General features: G+C 45.9%; 18 protein-coding genes. 16 read left to right on the top strand and 2 right to left on the bottom strand.

Annotated elements, in window-relative coordinates; genetic code table 11:
• Positions 1-68 precede the first annotated feature (68 nt).
• Entirely contained in the window at positions 69-281 is a 213-nt protein-coding gene (rpmE, locus tag AC2T15_RS10405; RefSeq protein ID WP_053100542.1) for a 50S ribosomal protein L31, read from the top strand.
• Positions 282-729: 448 nt separating this feature from the next.
• The gene (locus AC2T15_RS10400) at positions 730-1,998 is read left to right on the top strand and encodes a malic enzyme-like NAD(P)-binding protein (RefSeq protein ID WP_053100541.1); all 1,269 of its coding nucleotides are present in this window, start codon (positions 730-732) and stop codon (positions 1,996-1,998) included.
• An 80-nt stretch (positions 1,999-2,078) separates the two neighbouring features.
• Here the strand turns inward: AC2T15_RS10400 and AC2T15_RS10395 are convergent, their stop codons facing one another.
• Positions 2,079-4,397 carry a penicillin-binding protein 1A gene (locus tag AC2T15_RS10395; protein WP_486778240.1) on the bottom strand — a complete coding sequence of 773 codons (2,319 nt, stop codon included), beginning with the start codon at positions 4,395-4,397 and terminating at the stop codon, positions 2,079-2,081.
• Positions 4,398-4,572: 175 nt separating this feature from the next.
• Between AC2T15_RS10395 and AC2T15_RS10390 the strand changes: the two genes are divergently transcribed.
• The 13 genes from AC2T15_RS10390 (at position 4,573) to phoU (ending at position 19,122) form a co-directional block, all read left to right on the top strand.
• A complete protein-coding gene (locus tag AC2T15_RS10390) occupies positions 4,573-5,643 on the top strand; it encodes a pilus assembly protein PilM (RefSeq protein ID WP_486778239.1) in 1,071 nt (356 codons plus the stop codon).
• The gene (locus AC2T15_RS10385; protein ID WP_486778238.1) at positions 5,636-6,220 is read left to right on the top strand and encodes a PilN domain-containing protein; all 585 of its coding nucleotides are present in this window, start codon (positions 5,636-5,638) and stop codon (positions 6,218-6,220) included. The genes AC2T15_RS10390 and AC2T15_RS10385 overlap by 8 nt, the downstream gene beginning before the upstream one ends.
• Positions 6,217-6,840: a type IV pilus inner membrane component PilO gene (locus AC2T15_RS10380; protein WP_486778237.1), complete on the top strand. Its 624-nt coding sequence runs from the start codon at positions 6,217-6,219 to the stop codon at positions 6,838-6,840. The genes AC2T15_RS10385 and AC2T15_RS10380 overlap by 4 nt, the downstream gene beginning before the upstream one ends.
• Positions 6,837-7,367 carry a pilus assembly protein PilP gene (locus AC2T15_RS10375; RefSeq protein ID WP_286593338.1) on the top strand — a complete coding sequence of 177 codons (531 nt, stop codon included), beginning with the start codon at positions 6,837-6,839 and terminating at the stop codon, positions 7,365-7,367. Before AC2T15_RS10380 ends, AC2T15_RS10375 begins: the two co-directional genes overlap by 4 nt.
• A gap of 49 nt (positions 7,368-7,416) precedes the next feature.
• Positions 7,417-9,450: a type IV pilus secretin PilQ gene (locus tag AC2T15_RS10370; protein ID WP_486778236.1), complete on the top strand. Its 2,034-nt coding sequence runs from the start codon at positions 7,417-7,419 to the stop codon at positions 9,448-9,450.
• A gap of 5 nt (positions 9,451-9,455) precedes the next feature.
• Positions 9,456-9,980 carry a shikimate kinase AroK gene (aroK, locus tag AC2T15_RS10365; RefSeq protein ID WP_486778235.1) on the top strand — a complete coding sequence of 175 codons (525 nt, stop codon included), beginning with the start codon at positions 9,456-9,458 and terminating at the stop codon, positions 9,978-9,980.
• A 57-nt stretch (positions 9,981-10,037) separates the two neighbouring features.
• Positions 10,038-11,150 carry a 3-dehydroquinate synthase gene (aroB, locus tag AC2T15_RS10360; RefSeq protein ID WP_486779041.1) on the top strand — a complete coding sequence of 371 codons (1,113 nt, stop codon included), beginning with the start codon at positions 10,038-10,040 and terminating at the stop codon, positions 11,148-11,150.
• 3 nt (positions 11,151-11,153) lie between these two features.
• A complete protein-coding gene (locus AC2T15_RS10355; protein ID WP_486778234.1) occupies positions 11,154-12,329 on the top strand; it encodes an SPOR domain-containing protein in 1,176 nt (391 codons plus the stop codon).
• Positions 12,330-12,435: 106 nt separating this feature from the next.
• The gene (locus AC2T15_RS10350; protein WP_053100532.1) at positions 12,436-13,407 is read left to right on the top strand and encodes a phosphate ABC transporter substrate-binding protein PstS family protein; all 972 of its coding nucleotides are present in this window, start codon (positions 12,436-12,438) and stop codon (positions 13,405-13,407) included.
• A 169-nt stretch (positions 13,408-13,576) separates the two neighbouring features.
• A complete protein-coding gene (locus AC2T15_RS10345; RefSeq protein ID WP_486778233.1) occupies positions 13,577-15,829 on the top strand; it encodes an ABC transporter permease subunit in 2,253 nt (750 codons plus the stop codon).
• An 11-nt stretch (positions 15,830-15,840) separates the two neighbouring features.
• Positions 15,841-17,511, top strand: coding sequence for a phosphate ABC transporter permease PstA (gene pstA / locus AC2T15_RS10340; protein WP_486778232.1), 1,671 nt, complete (start codon positions 15,841-15,843; stop codon positions 17,509-17,511).
• A gap of 55 nt (positions 17,512-17,566) precedes the next feature.
• Positions 17,567-18,403 carry a phosphate ABC transporter ATP-binding protein PstB gene (gene pstB / locus AC2T15_RS10335; RefSeq protein WP_053100529.1) on the top strand — a complete coding sequence of 279 codons (837 nt, stop codon included), beginning with the start codon at positions 17,567-17,569 and terminating at the stop codon, positions 18,401-18,403.
• 44 nt (positions 18,404-18,447) lie between these two features.
• Entirely contained in the window at positions 18,448-19,122 is a 675-nt protein-coding gene (gene phoU, locus AC2T15_RS10330) for a phosphate signaling complex protein PhoU (RefSeq protein ID WP_053100528.1), read from the top strand.
• A 68-nt stretch (positions 19,123-19,190) separates the two neighbouring features.
• Here phoU and AC2T15_RS10325 read toward each other — a convergent pair whose 3' ends face one another.
• Positions 19,191-21,233: a choline transporter gene (locus tag AC2T15_RS10325; RefSeq protein ID WP_053102913.1), complete on the bottom strand. Its 2,043-nt coding sequence runs from the start codon at positions 21,231-21,233 to the stop codon at positions 19,191-19,193.
• Between the two features lie 442 nt (positions 21,234-21,675).
• Between AC2T15_RS10325 and betB the strand changes: the two genes are divergently transcribed.
• Positions 21,676-23,145, top strand: coding sequence for a betaine-aldehyde dehydrogenase (betB, locus tag AC2T15_RS10320; RefSeq protein ID WP_486778231.1), 1,470 nt, complete (start codon positions 21,676-21,678; stop codon positions 23,143-23,145).
• Positions 23,146-23,165 lie beyond the last annotated feature (20 nt).

The following is a 23,165-nucleotide window of genomic DNA, read 5'->3' as shown; positions in this document are numbered from 1 at the left end:
CCCTATATTTTGCGTGCGGTACTCAGCAATGGTGTTGGGTGGCGGCACGAACACAATGAGGATTCATCATGAAAGCTGGTATTCACCCAAATTACGCAGATATCAACGCTACTTGCAGCTGCGGTAACGTTGTTAAAACACGTTCTACTTTAGCTCAAGACATCAACATTGATGTGTGCTCTGAGTGCCACCCGTTCTACACCGGTAAGCAGAAAGTATTGGATGTGGGTGGTCGTATTGATCGCTTCAAACAGCGTTTTGGTGGCTTCGGTAATAAGTAATTATTACTGCACTGCGATGCAATTTAAAAAAGCGCTCTTGATGAGCGCTTTTTTTATGCCTATTGCTTGAGGCGTCTTGTAAAGATACATCTGAGCAGATTAGATAACTTTAGTGGTTTGTATGTTTAGCTCGCGTGAACAATTGATTCTGTAGGGCAGAAGCTAAGAGGTCCGTTGCTTAGCTTCAACAGAGTTAGCAAAAATTAAAAACTATCGGTTGTTTATGAGTTGATGTTCAGTCACTTTAGGTGCGTAAAATATAACTCGAGCTTAAATGCTGTTATTTACTATTTTTTAGGTTAAATATTCTTGGTTTTGGTTATTTTTTAGAATAAAAGTGCAATCTTTTTAGATGCTAGGGTTAAACTGACTTGTGTCTTGTGACATGGCGGGTTCTTGAGTATGCTCAATGGCTTATTAGTTCATTATTTTTAGCGGAATAGCCAATATGTCTGATTTAAAAACAGCCGCTCTCGAATACCATGCTGAGCCTCGTCCAGGCAAGTTAAGTGTCGAGTTGACAAAACCTACAGCTACTGCGCGTGACTTAGCGCTAGCGTACAGCCCTGGTGTGGCTGAGCCGGTCCGTGAAATTGCACGTGATGCAGAGCTTGCTTACCAATACACGGGCAAAGGAAACCTTGTCGCGGTGATTTCAGATGGTACAGCTATTTTGGGGCTAGGTAACCTAGGGCCTTTGGCCTCTAAGCCAGTAATGGAAGGTAAAGGTGTACTTTTCAAGCGCTTTGCAGGGGTTGATGTATTCGATATTGAAATCGATGCAGAAAGTCCGCAGGCGTTTATTGACACGGTTAAACGTATTTCTATTACCTTTGGTGGGATTAACCTTGAAGATATCAAGGCGCCAGAGTGCTTTGAAATCGAGCGCGCGTTAATTGAGCAGTGCGATATTCCGGTGTTCCACGATGATCAGCACGGTACCGCGATTGTTACCGCAGCAGGAATGATTAACGCCTTAGAAATTGCTGGCAAAACGCTAGAAGAAGCAAAAATTGTGTGCTTAGGCGCGGGTGCTGCTGCTACAGCCTGTATGAAACTGTTAATCAGTATGGGCGCTAAAGTTGAAAATATTTTTATGATCGACCGCAAGGGAGTGATCCACTCTGGACGTGACGATCTGAATCAGTACAAGGCAGCATTTGCCCATGAAACCGATAAGCGCACCTTAACTGATGCCATTACTGGTGCTGATGTGTTTGTTGGTTTGTCGGGCGCTAATTTACTATCCCCAGAAAACTTGGCGCTAATGGCAGAAAATCCGATTGTGTTTGCTTGCTCAAACCCTGATCCGGAAATTAGCCCAGAGCTAGCACACCAAACGCGTCCAGATGTCATTATGGCCACCGGTCGTTCGGACTACCCCAACCAGGTGAATAACGTTTTAGGTTTCCCATTCATTTTCCGTGGTGCGCTAGATGTACGAGCCACTCGAATTAACGAAGAAATGAAAGTAGCCGCGGTTCATGCGTTAGCAGATTTAGCTAAAATGCCCGTGCCTAAAGAAGTGTGTGAAGCCTACGGCTTGTCAGACTTAAGCTTTGGCCGTGACTATATTATTCCTAAGCCAATGGATGCACGTTTAATTAATTTAGTGCCTGATGCTGTAGCTAAAGCCGCTATTGATAGCGGCGTAGCAACTAAACCCTATCCAAAGCATTATCCACTGACCTCAGTTGACGAAGTATTTAATGGCTAGTTATTAGTCGCTTAAATAATTTGAAGTATAAAAATGCCCGCTGATTGCGGGCATTTTTATTGCGAGTAGTGCGTACCTAATTAGAAAAAGTCCATTGGGGTTTCGTAATAGTACTCAGTGGCAAAGGGTGGCAAGGTGTCTTCTTGTTTAAAGTATTCGTTACTGCCGCTGTCTGAGCGTAATCCTTGGGCGTTTATTCGCACTTGTTGTAGTCCCTCAGGGCGCAGAATAGGTTGAGTAGGTTGATCACGTAAAGCTTGGGCCATGTAGTTAATCCAAATGGGTAGCGCAAAGGTACTGCCAAACTCGCGCCGACCTAAGCTTTTAGGTTGGTCATATCCGGTCCAAACAGTGGTGACATATTGCCGATTATAGCCAACAAACCATGTATCTTTAGCGGAGTTAGTTGTGCCGGTTTTACCAGCAAGATCTGAGCGGCCTAAAGATTTTGCGCGTGAACCGGTGCCGCGGCGAATCACATCTTGCAAAATATCGGTCATGATAAAAGCGGTGCGACTATCAATAATTTGCGGTGCTGGTTGGGCATTATCAGTTTGATAGCGTGGAGAGTCGGGGGTAACGGCCGCTTGAGTCTTGCTGACTAAAACACCGTTCCGATCGTAGATTTCATCCACGATATAGGGAGTAATTTTGTAGCCACCATTAGCAAAAGTGGCCCAGCCTGTAGTTACTTCGAGAGGAGTAAAATCAGCACTACCTAAAGCTAGGGGGAGGTGACGCGGTAACTCGTCGGCAGGAAAGCCGAACTGACTTATATAATCTACGGCATAGTCTATGCCAATGGCCTCAAGCACTTTGGCAGCGGCAATATTTCTTGAGCGATAGAGCGCTGTACGCAGGCTTATATTACCGAGAAAAGAGCGGTCTGAGTTGTTTGGTGTCCAGGCTTTTCCATAGCGCGATGCAGGAAAGGTAGTGGGAGTGTCGGCAAAAATACTAGCGGCTGTGTAACCTTTATCTAAGGCCGCACTATAAATAAAAGGTTTGAAGCTTGAACCGACTTGACGTTTAGCTTGGACAGCACGGTTGTATTTACTTTGTTCAAAAGAAAACCCTCCGGTAATAGCTACGATTGCGCCAGACCGAGGGTCTAGAGAGACTAAAGCACCTTGTACTTCGGGCGCTTGTGCAAGGCGGTATTGCCCATCTGTCTTTTGTTGTACATAAACAAGATCTCCGGGTTGCATAATATCCCGTGCTGTCCGTGGGTTAGCGGCTTGACTGTTAACATTAATAAATTTTCTCGCCCAGCGCATATCTTGCCAATTAAGAGTTGCAGCTACCTTATTGCGTAGCAGTACTTGAGCCGATTGTTGGTCTACTTTAGTCACTACAGCTATTTTTAGGGGATGTAAATCAGGCTCATTGTGCAGCAACTTTTGCCATTGCTCTTTTGGATACTTAGCAAAGGATTTTACAGGGCCGCGAAATCCATGGCGATATTCGTAGTTTAGTAGGCCTGTTTGTAAACTTGAGTTAGCGTATTGTTGTAGCTGTGAGTCAATGGTGGTTTTAACCGTAAAACCAGCAGTGTAGGCTTCGCCACCATAGCGCTCGACCATTTCTGCACGGGCCATTTCAGCAACATACGGCGCCTGAAACTCAGGCTGGGCAATATGGAGCTTGGCCGTTTGTGGCTCGGCAAGCGCGGTAGAATATTCGGCTTCGGTGATGTAATTGAGTTTGTACATGCGGCCTAAGATCCAGTCGCGTCTACTCATACTGCGCGCTTCATTAGCAATAGGATTGTAGCGAGAGGGCGCTTTAGGTAAGCCAGCAATCATGGCTAATTGGGCAATGCTAAGCTCGCCAATGGATTTGCCATAATAGATCTGGGCTGCTGCTTCAATACCGTAAGCACGGTTACCTAAATAAATTTTATTGACATATAGCTCTAAAATTTCATCTTTACTGAGCTCACGTTCAATTTGCAAAGCTAATAAAATTTCATTGGCTTTGCGAGTGAAACTTTTTTCACTGGTCAAGAAAAAGTTTTTCGCCACCTGCATGGTAATGGTGCTACCACCACTTTGAATACGTCCGGTTTTTATTAGTTCTGATACGGCACGCATCAGACTAACAAAATCGACGCCCGAGTGAGTGGCAAAATTATCATCTTCGGCTGCAAGTAAAGCCTGAATAAATCGTTCAGGAATGTGACCAAAGTCAATAGGTGTTCTGCGCATCTCACCATATTCGGCAATTAGCTTGTTATCTTTGCTATAAATACGCAGTGGCATCTGTAATTCCATACTGCGTAAAGATTCTGCTGAAGGTAAATGTGGGCTCAGGTATAGGTAAGCGCCTGCAAAAAGAGCTGCAAGGCTGCTAAGAGCTCCAGCGATAGACCAAAAGAGAAACTTTAGTAATTTAATCAAGGTGTTAACCACTTTGTAGAATTAAGGATACGATTAAAAATCGTATGTATTTTATACGGATAGTCAGTATTATAGGTCGTTTATAGAAGGTGTGCTATTTGCTCTTTCTAAGTTGTTACTATCTAATACGCCGAAAAACCTGTCGTTTTTTACGTGAATCAATAGGAATTTGATTGTGCTAAAGCTTTTTAAAAAGAAAGCAAATACGCTGCTTGGAGTCGATGTTAGTTCAACCGCAGTTAAGTTGGTTGAGCTCAGTCGCTCTGTAGGCAATTACCGTATAGAGGCTTATGCCATAGAGCCTCTTCCTAGTGGGGCTGTGTCTGATAAAAATATTGTCAATGCTGAAAAGATTGGTGAGGCTATCCAGAAAGCCGTTGCAAGGGCTGGTATAGCGACCAAGCAAGCCGCTGCAGCAGTTGCTGGCTCTGCAGTCATCACTAAGGTTATTGAGCTGGAAAAAGGCTTAAGTGATGAGCAAATGGAAAGTACGATTTATCTGGAAGCTGATCAATATATTCCTTTCCCTATTGATGATGTGGCCATTGATTTTCAAGTAATTGGTGATAGTGCAAAAAGTGCTGGGCGCTCAGAAGTTTTATTGGCCGCTTGTAGAAAAGATAGCGTGGAAGAGCTTAGAGATAGCTTGATGTTTGGAGGGCTTGAGCCGAAAGCAATTGATGTGGAGGCCTATGCAACTGAGCGTGCTTATAGTTTGATTGCTCCACAGCTTGGTAATGGCAGTGAAAAGTTAGTCGTTGCGTTAGTGGATATTGGTGCAACGATGATGACTTTAACTGTTATGCAGCATGGGAAAGCAATCTATTCGCGTGAGCAGGTGTTTGGTGGTAAGCAGCTGACAGATCAAATACAAGGGCGTTATGGTGTTACTTATAGTGAAGCACTAAATGCTGTAGCTCAAGGAGGACTGCCTGAAGATTACCTGACAGAGATTTTAGCTCCTTATAGAGAAGTAGTAGTACAGCAGATTTCACGCTCATTGCAGTTTTTTTTCGCATCAGGTCAACATGCTGAAGTTGATTATATTGTTTTGACAGGAGGAACAGCAGCGCTTGAAGGACTACCACAACAAGTGCAGCAGAAGATTGGTACTCCAACGTTATTAGGCAATCCTTTTATTAACATGCTGGTCAGCAATAAAATCAATGCCAGTGCCTTAGCGGCAGATGCGCCTGCATTGATGACTGCTTGTGGGCTAGCTATGTGGGGAAATAAACATGGTTAATTTGAACTTATTGCCATGGCGTGATGAGCTACGTGAAGAGCGTAAAAAAAGTTTTTTCTTGAAGTTAATAGGCTCAATCATTATTGCTATTGGACTGGTTTATCTAGCAGGTGAGTATTTTAATGAAAAAGTCAACCAGCAAAATGCGCGTAATGAGTATATAAAAGCAGAATCCTCGGTTTTAGAAAATCGAGTGAAAGAAATTAATGAGCTAAAGGAACGTAAGAAACAGCTTGTAGAGCGGATGAGAATTATCCAGGATTTACAAGGTAACCGCCCCATTACTGGGCGTATTTTTGAGCAATTAGTAGATACTCTTCCTGATGGTGTCTACTTTACTGAAGCGCAGTTACAAGATAAGCGTTTAAGTATTAGTGGTGTGGCTGAGTCGAATAGCTTAATTTCTAGCTTGATGCGCAATCTTGATGATTCAGACTGGTTATCTCACTCAGTATTAGACAGTGTAGTCGTCACTAAAGTTGGCACTTTGGATAAGGCTAATGTGTTTAAGTTAGCAGTGGAGCAAACTAAGCCAGCAGCGAGTGCTAAGCATCAATCAGAAGGAGCTAGTAAATGAGTTTGCTGACTAAGCTAAAGGGCAGTATGCATGGCGTCAGTTTGTCAGAGCTTGATGCGGAAAATATTGGCTCTTGGCCGCCCATTGTGCGTGGCTTTGTTTGTTTTTTTATGATTTTACTAGTACTTGGTTTAGGCTACAAATATCATATTGAGGATATAAGGGAGCGTTTAGCGCAGGCTAAAAGTCAAGAAGTAACACTGAAAGAACAGTTCTCTTTACGAGCTTTTCAGGCTGCTCACTTAGAAGAATACAAAGAACAGCTGGTGCTAATGGAGCATTCTTTTGGGGCGCTATTAAAGCAGCTTCCAGGTGACACCGAGGTTCCTGGGTTACTGGAGGATATTACAAATGCTGGGTTAAATAGTGGGCTGGCTTTTGAGGAAATTAAATTACAGCCGGAAAGTGTGCAACAGTTTTACGTAGAACTCCCTATTCGGGTACGAGTTGAAGGCGATTACCACGATCTAGCAACTTTTGTAACTAAAGTTGCCAGTATGCCACGCATTGTTACGTTACATGATTTTAATTTAAAGCCTGTAGGTGGTTCAGCTAAAAAACTATCAATGGACATAATGATGAAAACATATCGCTATAAAGGTCAAGGAGATGAGGCATGAGATCTAAGAGTGTCTTAGCTAGCACTATTCCTTTGCTTTTAATGTTAGCCGGCTGTGCACCAGAATATGATAATAGCGATTTGCGCGCCTATATGGACGAAGTGTATCAGCGGCCTAAGGGCAAAATTGAGCCTATTCCACAAGAGGTGGTGTATGAGCCTTTTACTTATGTGGCTTCTAATAAAAGAAGTCCATTTCAGCCGCCCATTAAAATAACTATGAACGATAAAGTAAGTGGTCGACAGGATATACATCCCGATGAGACACGAGTGAAGCAGTTTTTAGAAGGCTTTAATATGGATAGCTTTACTATGGTAGGTACCTTGAATCGTGATGGTCAAAACTACGCTTTAATTAAAGCGGCTGAGAGTGGTGTGCATCGAGTAAAAGTAGGTGATTATTTAGGGGCTAATCATGGTCGTATTACCGAAATTAAACCAGCTCAAATTAATGTGATTGAAATAGTTGAAAGTGGTGATGGGGGATGGCTAGAACGTCCACGTACGATTCTTTTGCAAGAACGGTAAAACTAGTCTAAATCACACTTTAAACTGGAATTTATAACGGAACGGAATAATGAACAAACAACTTTCTAAGCTGGTTGTCACGCTATTAACAGCATCGCTCGCACCAGCTGTTTTTGCTACTACTTTAAATGATTTAAAAATCGCTTCTTTACCAGGAGATAAAGTAGAATTAAAGCTAATCTTTGATGAGCCGGTTATGGAGCCTAAAGGTTACACTATTGAGCGGCCAGCACGTATTGCTTTAGACTTGCCAGGTGTAACGAGTCAGCTAACATCTAAAACACGCGAAATTGGCATGGGAAATGCACGTAGCTTAAGCGTTATTGAAGCTCAAGATAGAACGCGACTTATTGTCAATCTTAATAGTTTAAGTGGCTATACAACTCGTGCCGAGGGTAAGCATCTGTATGTGATTATCGGTGATCAAAGTCAGCTTGGTTCACGTACAGCACCACAGGGGGTGCAGCCATCGGTTCAAGCGGGGCAATCTCCTACCAGCTTTACTGAGCGCAAACATGCGGTCAGTGGTCCTGGTATTAATAATCTTGATTTTCAGCGTGGCGAGCAGGGAGAGGGGAACGTTGTCATTTCGTTAACGGATCCTAACTTAATTTCAGATATTAAAGACGAGGGTGGAAAAATACGTGTAACTTTCCCTCGTGCTAGTTTGCCTGAAACTTTACGGGTGCGTTTAGATGTTAAAGACTTTGCGACACCTGTTCAATTTGTTAACGCTAGTCAGAGCAGTGATTCAGTATCGATTTTGATCGAGCCAACAGGGCATTATGACTATTTGGCTTATCAATCTGATGATAAGTTAACTATTAGTGTTAAGCCGTTGACCCGCGAAGAAAAAGAAAAACGTATTGCTGAAAGCTTTGCTTATACCGGCGAAAAACTATCGCTCAACTTCCAAGATATTGATGTACGTTCAGTATTGCAGCTAATTGCAGATTTTACTGAGTTGAACTTGGTCGCCAGTGATACTGTGCAAGGTAATATCACGCTTCGTTTGCAAAACGTGCCGTGGGATCAAGCGCTTGACTTAGTATTAAAAACTAAAGGTTTAGCTCAGCGTAAAGTCGGTAACGTGTTACTGGTTGCACCGGCAGAAGAGATTGCTGCTCGTGAGCGCCAGGAAATGGAAGCTCAGCGCCAAGTGGCCGAGTTGGCGCCATTGCGCCGTGAGCTAATTCAGGTGAATTATGCGAAAGCTGCTGATATTGCGGCATTGTTCCAGTCTGTTTCTGCTGGACAAACTGAAGAGCGTGGTACGGTAACTGTTGATGACCGCACCAATGCGATTATTGCTTATCAGACTCAAGAGCGTTTAGATGAGCTACGCCGAATTGTAACTCAGTTAGATATTCCAGTACGTCAAGTCATGATTGAGGCGCGTATTGTTGAAGCTAACGTTGATTATGAGAAAGAGCTGGGTGTGAAGTGGGGAGGCAGCCGTACTGGCAGCAGTACCAACTACAATATTAATGATGCTTTTGTTGACTTAGGTGCAAATAGTGCAAGTTCAGGGATTGGTATTGGCTTTATTGGTGGTAAAACCCGCTTAGACCTCGAGTTGTCGGCGATGGAAAAGTCAGGGAATGGTGAGGTGGTTTCTCAGCCAAAAATTGTTACTTCCGATAAAGAAACAGCCAAAATTATGAAGGGCTCTGAAGTTCCTTATCAAGAAGCCAGTTCTAGTGGTGCGACTAGTACATCGTTTAAAGAAGCTGCTTTATCATTAGAAGTGACTCCACAAATTACCCCAGATAACCGCATCATGATGGAAGTAAAAGTTACTAAAGATGCCCCTGACTTCCAGAAAGCGGTGAATGGAGTACCACCAATTGATAAGAATGAAGTGAATGCCAAAGTACTAGTCGCAGATGGTGAAACCATTGTGATTGGTGGGGTTTTCCAGAACGTGCGTAAAGAGTCTGTGGAAAAAGTACCAGTATTAGGCGATATTCCTGGTATTAAAAACTTATTCCGCCGTACCATGAAGCAGGATGATAAAACCGAATTACTGGTTTTCATTACTCCAAGAATCATGAATAATCAGAGTATTTCCTTGAATCGTTAATACCTGTGCAAAATTATATTCTTGTTGGCCCGATGGGTGCTGGAAAAAGCACCATCGGGCGTTTGCTTGCTAAAGCATTAAATCTTCCATTTTATGACTCGGACCGCGAAATTGAAGTACGCACAGGTGCGAGTATTCCTTTAATTTTTGAGCTTGAAGGTGAAGCTGGCTTTCGTGATCGTGAGCAGCAGGTTCTGGCGGCCTTATGTCAAGAGCAAGGTATGGTCCTAGCGACTGGCGGGGGGGCAATTTTGCGGGCGGAAAACCGTGAGCAATTTAGTCAGCAAGGCTTCGTCATCTACCTTAGCACCTCGGTAGAGCATCAAATTGCCCGAACCAGCCGAGATCGCAATCGACCGTTACTGCAAACGGATGATCCTGCGCAAGTACTGACCGAGTTACTTAAAGTGCGTCATCCGTTGTATCAAGCAGTAGCCGATTTAGTGATTGAAACTGATGAGCGCCCACCTAAATATGTGGTGCAAGAGATCATCAGCTACTTAAAGCAACAGGCTGTAGTACAGGAATAATTTTTCTTTTTCTTGATTGATTAGCTATAAGGACTGAATTTCATGAGCCTAGCGAGTATTAAAACCCTAACGGTTGATTTAGCTGAGCGCAGCTATCCGATATATATCGGTCAAGAAAGCTATCAAACAAGTCCTTGGGCTGAGCATATCAAAGGCAAGCAAGTGGTGATCGTGACCAACACCACGGTAGCCCCTTTGTATTTAGCGACGATTAAACAGCAATTAGCGGCTTATCAGCCGTTAGAGATTATTTTGCCGGATGGTGAGTCCTTCAAAACGTGGGAGACACTGCAGCTTATTTTTGATCAGTTATTGCAGGCCCATTGTGATCGCAAGGTAACGTTAGTCGCTTTAGGTGGCGGAGTCATTGGGGATATGGTTGGCTTTGCTGCTGCTTGTTATCAGCGCGGAGTCAACTTTATTCAGGTACCGACCACACTTTTATCACAAGTTGACTCTTCTGTGGGGGGTAAAACGGCCATTAACCATCCGCTGGGCAAAAATATGATTGGCGCTTTTTATCAACCCCAAGCAGTGGTCATTGATACCCATAGCCTCAGTACCTTACCGGCTAAAGAGTTTTCCGCGGGTTTAGCCGAAGTGATTAAGTACGGGTTGATTTATGATGCAGACTTTTTTGCTTGGCTAGAAAATAATATGCAGGCTCTGTTAGCGTTAGATGCGGCAGCCTGTCGGTATGCGATTGAGCGTTCCTGCGCGATTAAAGCCAATATTGTGGCCGCCGATGAGCGAGAAAACGGGGTGCGTGCCACCTTAAACTTAGGCCACACCTTTGGTCATGCTATTGAAACCGAACAGGGATATGGTGTGTGGTTGCATGGTGAGGCAGTTGCTGCGGGCACTGTAATGGCGTTACAGATGTCTTATTTGCTGGGTAATATTTCAGCCGCGCAGCGTGATCGTGGCATTGCTTTATTTATCGCGGCCCAGTTGCCGGTTGTGCCGCCACAGAATATGTCGGCTGCGACCTTCTTACAGCACATGGCGTTAGATAAAAAAGTGCAAGATGGGCAGATTCGTTTGGTATTGCTTGCTGAGCTAGGGCAAGCAATAGTTACAGCCGAGTATTCAGCAGAGTGTTTGCAGCAAACGTTAACCACTGATTATCAAGCATTGGCGACTGCGGTGCAGCAGTCGAGTGGACGTTAAGTTATGGACCCACAGTTAATCGAGTACTTCGGTTTTAGCCAAGATCCCTTTGTTGAAGGTTTGCCAGGTCAGCAGTTTTATAATCCAAAACGTAAGTCAGTATTAGCTGAGCTGCATTTTTGGGCCGAGCAAGGTCAGCACTTTTTATTGGTGACAGGCCCGCAAGGCAGTGGTCGTAGTACCTTAGCCACTGCATTTTTAGCCACCTGTGCGACAACTGATATTTGCCTGCATTTAAGTATTAATGGTGTGTCTGATGCTGGCGGTTTACAGTACCAAGTTGCGCAGAAGCTTGAAGTAGCCGATGACTTGTTGCAGATTCTTGATCGTTTAGTGTTGCTCAAACAACAAGATAAAACCTTATATTTAGTGGTCGACAATGCGGAAAATCTAGACGACTCCGCTTTATTGTTTTTACTGCGTTTAGCTCAAGGCAGTCAGGGCGCTGGTGCTCAAGTAATTGTTTTTGCTCAAGACAGCATTCTGGCTAACTTAAAGTTAGTCAGTGACAATCAGTCACTCTATCAACAGCTCGCATTAGAGGCGTGGGATTTCATCGAAAGTATGGATTACCTCAATTTTCGCCTAACGATGGCTGGTAAAAGTGTTGATTTGTTTAGTGATCAAGAGCAGGCGGCTATTTATCGAGCAGCTGAAGGCTGGCCGGGTCGCTTACATGAAGAGGCAGAGGCGCTGTTGTATGTGAAAGCCGATAGCCAACCCCCAGAGCGGGGTAAAAAATCCCTTGAGTTGAAAAAAATTGGCTTAGCACTGGCCGCCTTACTGATTTTAGTTGGGGTGACCATTAGTCTGTGGAATTACAGCAGCAACAGCACCCCTAGTACCCCGCAAACGTTAGAGATTCCACGCGAGGCAAGTACGCTGGAGTCCAGCATTACCCCAGAGGCAGCTTGGTATCTGAAGCAAAACTCTAATCATTACACCTTGCAAATTTTAGCTACCCGTTCTGAAGCTGCGGCAAAGAATTATATTAATTTGCATGGCACAGATTACCGTTACTTTATTAAAAACCAGCAAAATAATAAGTTATTTGTAGTCACCTATGGTGCCTTTAGCAGCGCTGAAGCGGCAAAAAAACGCGCGGATGATGTTAAGGCGAGCAGTAATGATCAGCCTTGGGCCCGCACCTTTGGCAGTATTCAGCAGGAAATTGAGTAATTTATTTGGCTGTCATCTAGTTGTCATCTTGAGGCCCTAGAGTAGCGTTGTAGCGAAACAACACTGATCTGCAACTTACAACGATTATGGCTTCAAGGAGCAATGTATGAAACTGAAACGTCTGATGGCAGCCCTGACTTTTGTCGCTGCGGGTGTAGGCACAATGGCTGCTTCAGCAGCGGTTGATCCAGCGCTACCTGCCTACAGTAAAACCTCTGGGGTATCCGGCAACCTTTCTAGCGTGGGTTCGGACTCACTGGCTAACTTAATGACGCTGTGGGCCGAAGAATATAAGCGCAACTACCCGAACGTAAACATTCAAATTCAAGCAGCAGGTTCTTCCACCGCTCCTCCTGCGCTAACCGAAGGCACAGCTAACTTAGGCCCGATGAGTCGTCCGATGAAGGATAACGAAATTCAAGCCTTTGAGGAAAAGTACGGTTATAAGCCAACGGCAATTCCAGTTGCGATTGATGCCTTAGCGGTATTTGTACATAAAGATAACCCGATTAAATCGTTAGATATTGAACAGGTGGATGCAATTTTCTCCAGTACCCGTTTGTGTGGTGCCGAGAAAGATGTAAAAACCTGGGGCGATCTAGGCTTAACCGGCGAGTGGGCGAATAAACCAGTGCAACTGTTTGGTCGTAACTCGGTATCGGGTACTTATGGTTACTTTAAAGAATCGGCTTTATGTAAAGGCGACTTTAAATCTAACGTGAACGAGCAGCCAGGTTCAGCCTCGGTGGTACAGTCAATTTCTAGCACCCTGAATGCCATCGGTTACTCCGGCATTGGTTACCGCACCTCATCAGTACGTGCCGTACCATTAGCTAAAAAAGGTGGTGAAGCCTTTGAAGCTAACGAGGAAAACGCATTAGCGGGTAAGTTCCCACTGGCGCGTTACTTCTACGTATACGTTAACAAAGCACCGAACAAGCCATTAAGCCCAATCGATGCGGAGTTTGTAAAACTTGTGTTATCTAAAGAAGGTCAGGAAGTAGTGGTAAAAGATGGCTACATTCCGCTGCCAGCTAAAGTGGTAGAGAAAACCTTAAAAGAGCTTGAGCTGAACTAACCGTTTGCTGCTCACAATAGCCCCGCTAAGATGCGGGGCTATTTTTTTGCTTGCATTATTTGGCCCGCTTTAGGGGATTATGACAGTTTGTTTGCACTGTTATGGCAGTGTCATTTTATTGTCATATAACTCGTGCAGGATAAAGCTTCCTTCATCTGGTTGAACGGCTATGAACACAGAAACCTCCACTCATCATATTGATTTCGACACGCCGGCGCTGAAGCGTCATCGGCGCATGCGAAAACTGAAAGACCACCTGACTCGCTGGTATGTTACGGTTGGTGGCTTGGCCATTTTAGCGGCGATTACCCTGATTTTTTTCTATTTGGGCAGCGTGATTTTGCCTATGTTTCAGGGCGCTGAGTTGCAGCACGAGCAACCGCAGGCGATCACCTGGAGCCAAGATAGCCAAGGCTTATATTTAGCGATAGAAGAGCAGAACCAAGTAGGGCTGCGCTTGAACCAGCAAGGACAGGCACAGTTTTTTAACGCGCAAACCGGACAACTCCTAGAGAGCATTAACTTAGCATTGCCTGCAGATGCAGAAGTAACAGCTATTGCTCAAGATCAGCCAGGCAGCCGAACGTTGGCTTTGGGTTTAAGCAATGGCCAGGTGTTGGTGGTCGAGCATAACTATAAGGTGTCGTATCCAAATAACGTTAAAACCATTCAGCCAAGCATTGATTATCCCTATGGTGAGCAAGCGCTAACCTTAGCTGATACTACCTTAGATAAAGTCGGGATCAGTGCCAGTAGTAACGGTTTAGTGCTGGTGGGTTCAGTGGGCGCTGCGGTACATGCTTTAAAAATCACCCGCGATGAAAATATCATGACCGGTGAGGTGACCTTAGCCGATGAGGTACTAACAATTCCGACCATGGATGCGTCCATTAAGCAGCTGCTAATTGATCCACGCCACCAGTGGTTGTATGTGTTTAGCGGTAACTCGACGTTAGATGTGTTTGATTTGCGCCGTAATACATTAAATGGCCGCTACAAAATGGCCAATCAAGCCGATACCCAGATTACTGTCAGTAGCTTCTTGCTAGGTGGTATTTCCTTATTGGTAGGCGACTCAAAAGGTGGCATTAGCCAGTGGTTTATGGTGCGTGGCGAAGATGGCTTGTCGAGCTTGCAGCGGATTCGCGACTTTCAGCAAGGCGACAGTGCGATTACCCAAATTCTGCCTGAAGAGCGGCGCAAAGGTTTCTTAGCGTTGGATGCAGCCGGTACCTTGGGCGTCTATCACAGCACGGCGCACCGCACCTTGCTAAAACAGTCGGTGGCCGAAGGTGCAGCCTTAGCTAGCTTAGCGCCGCGGGCTAACTTAGTACTGGTCGAGCAGCAAGGGCAGTTACAGAACTGGCGCTTAGATAACCCGCACCCAGAAATCTCTTGGAGCGCGCTCTGGGGCAAGGTGTGGTACGAAAGTTACGCAGAGCCTGATTATGTGTGGCAGTCCACCTCCGCCAATAGCGACTTTGAGCCTAAGCTTAGTCTGGCGCCACTGGCCTTTGGTACCTTAAAAGCGGCTTTTTATGCCATGCTGCTGGCCGCCCCTTTAGCCATTTGTGCTGCCATTTACACCGGCTACTTTATGGCCCCGGCGCTGCGTAGTCGGATCAAGCCAGTGATTGAGTTAATGGAAGCACTGCCGACTGTTATTTTGGGCTTCTTTGCTGGCTTATTCTTAGCACCTTTTTTAGAAAGCCATCTGCCGGGAATTTTTAGCTTACTGCTATTAATGCCGTTCGGTATTTTATTGGCTGCTTGGGCCTGGAGCCGTTTACCAGAAAAAGTACGTTTGGCGATTCCTGACGGTTGGGAAGCTGCGCTGCTGATTCCGGTAGTGATTGCAGTGGGTTTATTTTCCCTTGGTATCAGTGGTTATTTAGAAAACTGGTTCTTTGGCGGCGATATGCGCCTGTGGTTGAGTAATGATTTAGGGATTCCTTTTGATCAGCGCAACGCATTAGTGGTGGGCTTGGCCATGGGGTTTGCAGTGATTCCCAATATTTACTCAATTGCCGAAGATGCGGTATTTAGCGTGCCGCGCAGCCTCACCTTTGGTTCGCTAGCCCTAGGGGCAACGCCTTGGCAGACCTTAACTCGAGTGGTGATTTTAACCGCCAGTCCCGGCATTTTCTCTGCACTGATGATTGGGATGGGGCGTGCGGTGGGCGAAACCATGATTGTGTTAATGGCCACCGGTAACACGCCGATTATGGAAGTGAATATTTTTGAAGGCTTACGCACCTTAGCTGCCAACGTTGCTGTTGAAATGCCAGAGTCTGAGGTAGGCAGTAGCCATTATCGAGTGTTGTTCCTCGCAGCCATGGTGTTGCTGATGTTCACCTTTGTGATGAACACCGTAGCGGAATTGATTCGTAGCCGTTTACGCAGCAAGTATGCGTCTCTCTAAGGGTTAAGAACGTGAAAAAGCAAAATTTTAGTAGTTGGTTTAAAAGCGGTGCCCCTTGGATTTGGTTAAATGCTGGCGCTGTAGCTATTGCTGTGATTATGACCTTGGGTCTATTAGGCGTGATTGCCAGCAAAGGTTTAGCTCACTTTTGGCCTTCAAACGTGATTCAGGCGCAGTACGTGATTCCAGGGCAGCCAGCAAAGATTGTGGCTGGTGAGCCGGTACAGATTGAAGAAGTACCGCGTGCACGTTTAGTCAGCTCTGGGTTGCCGGTTGACGTTGAAGGTGGCGAGTTTATGACCCGCGAGTTGTTAAAAGTGGGTAACCGTGATCTGTACGGGGCGGACTTTAGCTGGGTAGTAGGTGAATGGTTGGAGCAACAAGAGCAACCTAAAAACCTGATGGTGGTTGAGCGCCGTGAATGGGGTAACTTTTATGGTTATCTCACCCAGTTAAAAGAAAATGGTCAAGAAATTGCCACCGGTGATGCGGCTTGGAGCCAGTTACAGCAGCAGATTGAGCGTAGTAGTGAGCTATATCAAACGCTGATGGCGATTCAAAAAGGCGAAATTGGACGAATCAACCATGGGTTAGAACGCCTGCGCTTAAAGACGCGTAAATTAGAGTTAAATGATCGCTTAAACGCAACGGCGCAAGCGGATATTGAGGCTGAGCGCGCTGAGCTCAATGCCCGCTATGCTGAGTTAGAGCAGCAATTGGCCGAGGTCAATCAAGCCTTAAGTCAGTACAGCCTGGTTGCGGTGACTGCCGATGGCCGTGAAACGGAAATTAATCTAGCCAAGGTGGTGCGTGCTTATCAGCCCAATGCCATGAGCTTGCTGGATAAACTTGGCTTTTACTTTGCCAAATTATGGGAATTTGTGAGCGATGAGCCACGTGAGGCCAATACCGAGGGCGGAATCTTCCCAGCGATTTTTGGTACGGTGCTGATGACCTTAATTATGGCGATTATGGTAACGCCGCTTGGCGTGATTGCCGCGGTTTATCTGCGCGAGTACGCCAAGCAAGGAGCGTTAACCCGCGTCATTCGAATTGCGGTGAATAACTTAGCGGGTGTGCCATCGATTGTGTATGGCGTATTTGGTTTAGGCTTTTTTGTCTATGTGTTAGGTGGTTCACTGGATCGGTTATTTTTCCCAGAGGCGGCGCCAGCGCCGACTTTCGGCACACCAGGCTTGCTCTGGGCCTCATTAACCCTCGCCATCTTAACCTTGCCAGTAGTGATTGTCGCGACCGAAGAGGGGTTGACGCGGATTCCCCGCTCACTGCGTGAAGGCTCGTTAGCACTGGGAGCCACTAAGGCAGAAACCTTATGGAAGGTGGTTTTGCCAATGGCAAGCCCTGCGATGATGACCGGCTTAATTTTAGCCGTAGCCCGCGCTGCCGGTGAGGTCGCGCCCTTGATGCTGGTGGGTGTGGTGAAGTTAGCACCAGCGCTGCCGTTGAATGGCAACTACCCGTACTTGCATCTAGATCAGAAGATTATGCACCTCGGCTTTCATATTTATGACGTAGGTTTCCAAAGCCCGAACGTTGAGGCAGCGCGTCCGCTGGTGTATGCCACGGCTTTACTGCTGGTGCTGGTCATTATCAGTTTAAACTTTAGTGCGGTGTGGATTCGTAACCACTTACGCGAAAAATATAAGGCGTTGGATAACTAAGTGAAGGCTTGAGCCATCCTATTAGTCAGCCATGTTTAAGAAATTGGAGTCAAGTATGCACACTGAAACAAACCACGCCTTAGGCATAGATCTAGAAGCCCTTGGTCGTGCCCGTCAAGCCTTAAATTTAGCCGATGAAGCAGTGGCGCTTGAGGTCCCAGGCTTAAATTTGTACTACGGCGAAAAACAAGCGCTGCACAATGTACAGATGAACATTCCGAAAAATCGCGTCACCGCGTTTATTGGCCCCAGTGGCTGCGGTAAATCAACCTTATTGCGTACCTTTAATCGGATGAATGATCTTGTTGACGGCTGCCGAGTAGAAGGTGAGATCTTATTAGATGGAAAAAACATTTACGCTAAGGGGGAAGACGTTGCTGAGCTGCGTCGTCGGGTGGGAATGGTGTTCCAAAAGCCCAATCCGTTTCCTAAAAGCATCTATGAAAACGTGGTGTATGGCTTGCGGATTCAAGGGATTAATAAAAAGCGGGTGCTGGATGAAACCGTCGAGTGGGCACTGAAAAGTGCTGCTCTCTGGGATGAGGTAAAAGATCGTTTACATGATTCAGCCTTAGGCTTATCCGGTGGTCAGCAGCAGCGTTTAATTATTGCCCGCACCGTAGCAGTACGCCCGGAAATTTTGTTGTTAGATGAGCCGTGCTCAGCCCTTGACCCGATTTCTACCTTAAAAGTAGAAGAGCTGATTTATGAGCTCAAAGACAGCTTTACCATCGTCATGGTGACCCACAATATGCAGCAGGCGGCGCGGGTGTCGGATTACACCGCCTTTATGTATATGGGTAAATTGATTGAGTATGGCGATACCGACACACTGTTTACCAATCCGGCGCAAAAACAAACCGAAGACTATATTACTGGACGCTATGGCTAGTAGCGGCTGATCGATTGTTTTAACCAAGAATAGATTTGGAGCATATGATGCAAAAAGAAACCTTAGGTCAGCATATTTCCCAGCAATTTACCGCGGAAATGGATGAGCTGCGCAGCCGCTTTTTAGGCATGGGCGGGCTGGTGGAAAAGCAAGTTAACGAAGCGGTCACGGCGCTGATTGAAGCGGATACGGCATTAGCTCAATTGGTGCGTGAGGCGGATAAACATACCAACCGCATGGAAACCACCATCGATGAAGAGTGTGTGCGTATTTTGGCGCGCCGCCAGCCAGCGGCATCAGATTTGCGCTTAATTATCAGTATTTCAAAAGCGGTGATTGATCTAGAGCGGATTGGTGATGAGGCTAGCAAAATTGCTAAGCGCGCGATTCAACTGACCGAAGAGGGCGAGTCACCCAAGGGCTACGTGGAAGTGCGGCATATTGGTGATCAGGTGCGCAAAATGGTGCAAGAAGCCTTAGATGCTTTTGCTCGTTTTGATAGTGCCCAAGCTCGGGAGGTAGTGGCTTATGATAAAACCGTAGACCGCGAGTACAAAACTGCGCTGCGTGAGCTGATTACTTACATGATGGAAGATCCACGCTCAATTTCGCGGGTGTTAAACGTGATTTGGGCGCTGCGCTCGCTAGAACGCATTGGTGATCACGCGCGTAACATTGCCCGTTTAGTGATCTACTTGGTGGAAGGCGACAAACTCTAAAACATGAGTGCATTGTTCAGCCGTAAAAAAGGGATAAGTCGCGCTTATCCCTTTTTTTTGGTCCGGAATTATTCCGGAGTTGGAAAGCTAAGGGTATTACCCGGCGCTTCACGATTTAAATGCAAGAAGGTCAGGTGGCGCTCGTAGCGGTCTAGGATATCGTTAATCACCTGTTCTTTCTTATAGCCCATCAAATCATTGCCTTGGCTGCCTTCAAGTAAGTGCGTTTCTAGGCGGTAGTAATGATCTTTGCCGCGCTTGGCCCGGTAACTAAAGGACGGCGAACTATAGCGCTCGGGCCAGATTTGATAAATAAAGTGCTGCTCATCTTGTAAGTCAATGCTTAAGGCAAGATGGTATAGCGTAGGCTCATCTTCTAGAGGGAGCGTTTCGATATGGACCTTAGCACCCCGCTGTTCAAGCTCGGTTGCCACTTCACGCATGGCCGGTTTACACACGGTTTCCAACATATTTAAGGTGTACTTGACCCCAGGGTAGTGAGTCACACGGCGGATCCGTTGCTTCCAGTTGAGGGCATCGGCATTACCAGCCACCGGTGCTGCACTCAGGGTGTTACTGGAGTGCCGGAAGTCCTCGAGCCGCAGTGATTTAAACAGCCCAGCCATGACAAAGAAAATAACAAAGCTAAAGGGTAGCCCCATAATCACCGTGGTGCTTTGTAAAGCGCTGACGCCATTAGCCATTAACATGGCTAAGGTTAGCAAACCAATGGCGACCGACCAGAAGATTCGAATCCAGTTCGGTGCATCGCTATTAATGTCTTGCAGTTTATAGGTGAAATTACCTAGCACTAACGAGCCTGAGTCTGCTGAGGTAACGTAAAACAATAGCCCCGTAATGGTGGCGATTGAAGCGGTAAACATAAAGCCTGGGTATTGCTCAAGTAAACGGTAGAAACCCCGCGCCGGATAGTTAATGACTTCTTCGGCTAAGGCGAGGTTGCCATTACCAATGATTTCATTGAGCACGCTATTGCCAAAAATCGACAACCAGATCAGGGTGAAGATAAACGGAATAATCAGCGTGCCAACCACAAACTGGCGAATGGTTCGACCACGTGAGATACGGGCTAAAAATAAACCGACAAAAGGTGACCATGCAACCCACCATGCCCAGAAAAAGAGCGTCCAACTATTCATCCACTCGTCGGGGCGGTCAAAGGCGAAGCTGTTAAGGGTCATGCCGGTGAAACGATTAATGTAGTCGCCAATGTTCAGCACTAAAGCGTTAAGTAGAAACTCGGTATTGCCGGCCAATAAAATAAATAGAATCAGCCCCATTGCCAGATAGACGTTAAGCTCTGAGAGCACTTTAATGCCTTTATTGACACCAGAGGTGACGGAAATGGTAGCAATAATTACTGAAAGTAAAATCAGTCCAATTTGCACCGCTAATCCTTCTGGCACGCCAAACAGCACAGTTAAACCATAATTTAACTGCACGACACCAATTCCCAGTGTCGTGGCAATTCCAAAAATAGTGCCCAGCACTGCCGCAATATCTACGGTGTGACCGATGGGACCATTAATACGATTACCAAAGATGGGGTAAAGCGCAGAGCGAATAGTCAGTGGCAGATTATAGCGATAGCTAAAGTAGCCCAAGGCCACCCCGATTAAGGCGTACATAGACCAACCGGTGAGGCCATAGTGAAACAAAGTCCAGACCACTGCTTGGCGTGCGGCTTCCGTGGTTTGACCTGCGCCTTCGGGGGGCAGCATGTATTGAGTGACTGGCTCAGCGACCGAGAAAAACATCAAGTCAATCCCAATCCCAGCGGCAAATAACATGGCCGACCAGCTAAGCAAACTAAACTCCGGCTTTGAGTGTTTAGGGCCAAGCTTGATATCGCCATAGCGGGAGCAGGCGATCAAAATCACGAACACGATGTAGAGCGTGGCAGCCAGCAGGTAGTACCAGCCAAATGTACTGGAGACCCAGTTGAGGGCACTGCCAATGACGGCGTTGGCTTGTTCATTGAACAAGATAGTGAGAATGGAGAACAGCAAAATCAGGCCTGCGGAAATGAAGAACACCACATGATTTAGCTGATCGCGTGGAGGCGTTAAACTCTCGCCACGTACGCTCATAATAAACCTCTTAAGGATAGAATAAAGTTGCTTTTTACAGGGCCAATTAACGCGTGCTATTAATCACCGCTGTTGATAAATAATCCCTTTAAATAATAAGGGATATTAATTTCTTATAGTGTTTTTAATGTTTAAAAAAGCGATAAACCCTATCAGCCGAGAAAAAAATAATCAATTTTTTTTGAATTTTTATTAAAGGTAATGTTAGGCTGAAAGGGTATTTTTATAAATGAATAATCAGTGAAGCCAAGCATAAAGAAGCTGTTTAGCAATGACTTTAAAGTCACTTTTATATTGATTTGCGTAAATTTAATTCTTGTAAATCAAGTGCTTATATCTGTTTTTTGGTTTTTGATTAGGCGTGCTAGTTAGCGCTGTGATCAGTGCAATCAACTGAATTAAATGGGCTTCCTTAATAGCAGTTTATAATGTGGAGTAACACATGCTATATAAAGAACCTTGTAAGTTATATATTGATGGGCGCTATGTGGATGCCAGTGGTGATGCGTGTTTTTCGAGCATTAACCCCGCCACCGGTGAAGTATTAGCTGAGGTACAAATTGCCACGCAACAAGATATTGAGCGCGCAGTGGCAGCGGCAGAACGTGGTCAGAAAATTTGGGCCAGTTATACCGCCATGGAGCGCTCGCGGGTGTTGCGTAAAGCCGTTGATTTATTGCGTGAGCGTAATGCGGAATTAGCGCATTTAGAAACTTTAGATACAGGTAAGGCCTATAGCGAAACCGAAAGCGTTGATATCGTAACGGGTGCGGATGTGCTGGAGTATTACGCAGGACTTATTCCTGGTTTAGAGGGGCAGCAAATTCCCCTGCGTGACACGGCCTTTGTCTATACGCGCCGTGAGCCCTTGGGTGTAGTGGCGGGTATTGGCGCCTGGAACTATCCAATTCAAATTGCCCTGTGGAAATCTGCGCCAGCGCTAGCCGCAGGCAATGCGATGATTTTCAAAGCCAGCGAAATGACTCCCTTAAGTGTGCTCAAACTGGCAGAAGTTTACACCGAAGCGGGTTTACCGAATGGTGTATTTAACGTGGTATCGGGTAAAGGTGAAGTGGGTCAATGGCTATCTGAGCACCCACGTATTGCTAAAATTTCGTTTACTGGCGGTGTGCCTACCGGTAAAAAAGTCATGGCCAACGCCTCAGCTTCAAGCTTAAAAGAAGTGACCATGGAGTTAGGCGGTAAATCAGTCTTAATTATTTGTCCGGATGCTGATTTAGCACGGGCAGCAGATATTGCCATGATGGCTAACTTTTATAGCTCCGGTCAGGTTTGTACCAATGGTACGCGGGTCTTTGTTCCAGATGTGTTAAAAGAGCGCTTTGAGCAAGAAATTTTAACTCGAGTAGCACGGATTAAAGTAGGTGATCCGTTAGATCCACAAACCAATTTTGGTCCGATGGTCAGCTTCCCGCATATGGACAATGTGCTGCGCTATATCGAGCAGGGCAAGGTCGAGGGTGCGCGGGTGTTAGCCGGTGGTGGCCGTTATACCGAGGGCGCTTGTGCCGCTGGCGCCTATGTGATGCCCACGGTATTTACTGACTGCCAAGATCACATGCAGATCGTCCAAGAAGAAATTTTTGGCCCAGTGATGAGCATTTTAAGTTACGCCACTGAAGCGGAAGTAGTCGAGCGTGCCAACAGTTCAATTTACGGATTGGCTGCTGGGGTAGTCACTCCAGACTTAAACACCGCACACCGCATTATTCATCAGATGCAAGCCGGTATTTGCTGGATTAATACTTGGGGTGAATCACCTGCAGAAATGCCGGTGGGGGGCTATAAGCACTCAGGGGTTGGCCGTGAGAATGGGGTGGTCACCTTGCAAAACTATACCCAAACCAAATCAATTGAAGTTGAGCTAGGGGAATTTAGTTCAGTTTTTTAACGTAGCCACGATGAGCAGTA

This window comes from Thiopseudomonas sp. SA1F2-1K (assembly GCF_057443035.1).
The sequence above is the reverse complement of the archived record's forward strand: the minus strand, read 5'-3'. Positions and strand labels throughout refer to the sequence as shown.

What these genes read in the sequence shown, in the direction of transcription:
- AC2T15_RS10385 (WP_486778238.1), top strand. Translation starts at nt 5,636, where the DNA reads ATGGTTAATTTGAACTTATTGCCATGGCGTGATGAGCTACGTGAAGAG.
- AC2T15_RS10400 (WP_053100541.1), top strand. Translation starts at nt 730, where the DNA reads ATGTCTGATTTAAAAACAGCCGCTCTCGAATACCATGCTGAGCCTCGT.
- AC2T15_RS10375 (WP_286593338.1), top strand. Translation starts at nt 6,837, where the DNA reads ATGAGATCTAAGAGTGTCTTAGCTAGCACTATTCCTTTGCTTTTAATG.
- AC2T15_RS10325 (WP_053102913.1), bottom strand. Translation starts at nt 21,233, where the DNA reads ATGAGCGTACGTGGCGAGAGTTTAACGCCTCCACGCGATCAGCTAAAT.
- betB (WP_486778231.1), top strand. Translation starts at nt 21,676, where the DNA reads ATGCTATATAAAGAACCTTGTAAGTTATATATTGATGGGCGCTATGTG.
- rpmE (WP_053100542.1), top strand. Translation starts at nt 69, where the DNA reads ATGAAAGCTGGTATTCACCCAAATTACGCAGATATCAACGCTACTTGC.
- pstB (WP_053100529.1), top strand. Translation starts at nt 17,567, where the DNA reads ATGCACACTGAAACAAACCACGCCTTAGGCATAGATCTAGAAGCCCTT.
- AC2T15_RS10370 (WP_486778236.1), top strand. Translation starts at nt 7,417, where the DNA reads ATGAACAAACAACTTTCTAAGCTGGTTGTCACGCTATTAACAGCATCG.
- AC2T15_RS10380 (WP_486778237.1), top strand. Translation starts at nt 6,217, where the DNA reads ATGAGTTTGCTGACTAAGCTAAAGGGCAGTATGCATGGCGTCAGTTTG.
- phoU (WP_053100528.1), top strand. Translation starts at nt 18,448, where the DNA reads ATGATGCAAAAAGAAACCTTAGGTCAGCATATTTCCCAGCAATTTACC.
- AC2T15_RS10355 (WP_486778234.1), top strand. Translation starts at nt 11,154, where the DNA reads ATGGACCCACAGTTAATCGAGTACTTCGGTTTTAGCCAAGATCCCTTT.
- AC2T15_RS10350 (WP_053100532.1), top strand. Translation starts at nt 12,436, where the DNA reads ATGAAACTGAAACGTCTGATGGCAGCCCTGACTTTTGTCGCTGCGGGT.
- AC2T15_RS10345 (WP_486778233.1), top strand. Translation starts at nt 13,577, where the DNA reads ATGAACACAGAAACCTCCACTCATCATATTGATTTCGACACGCCGGCG.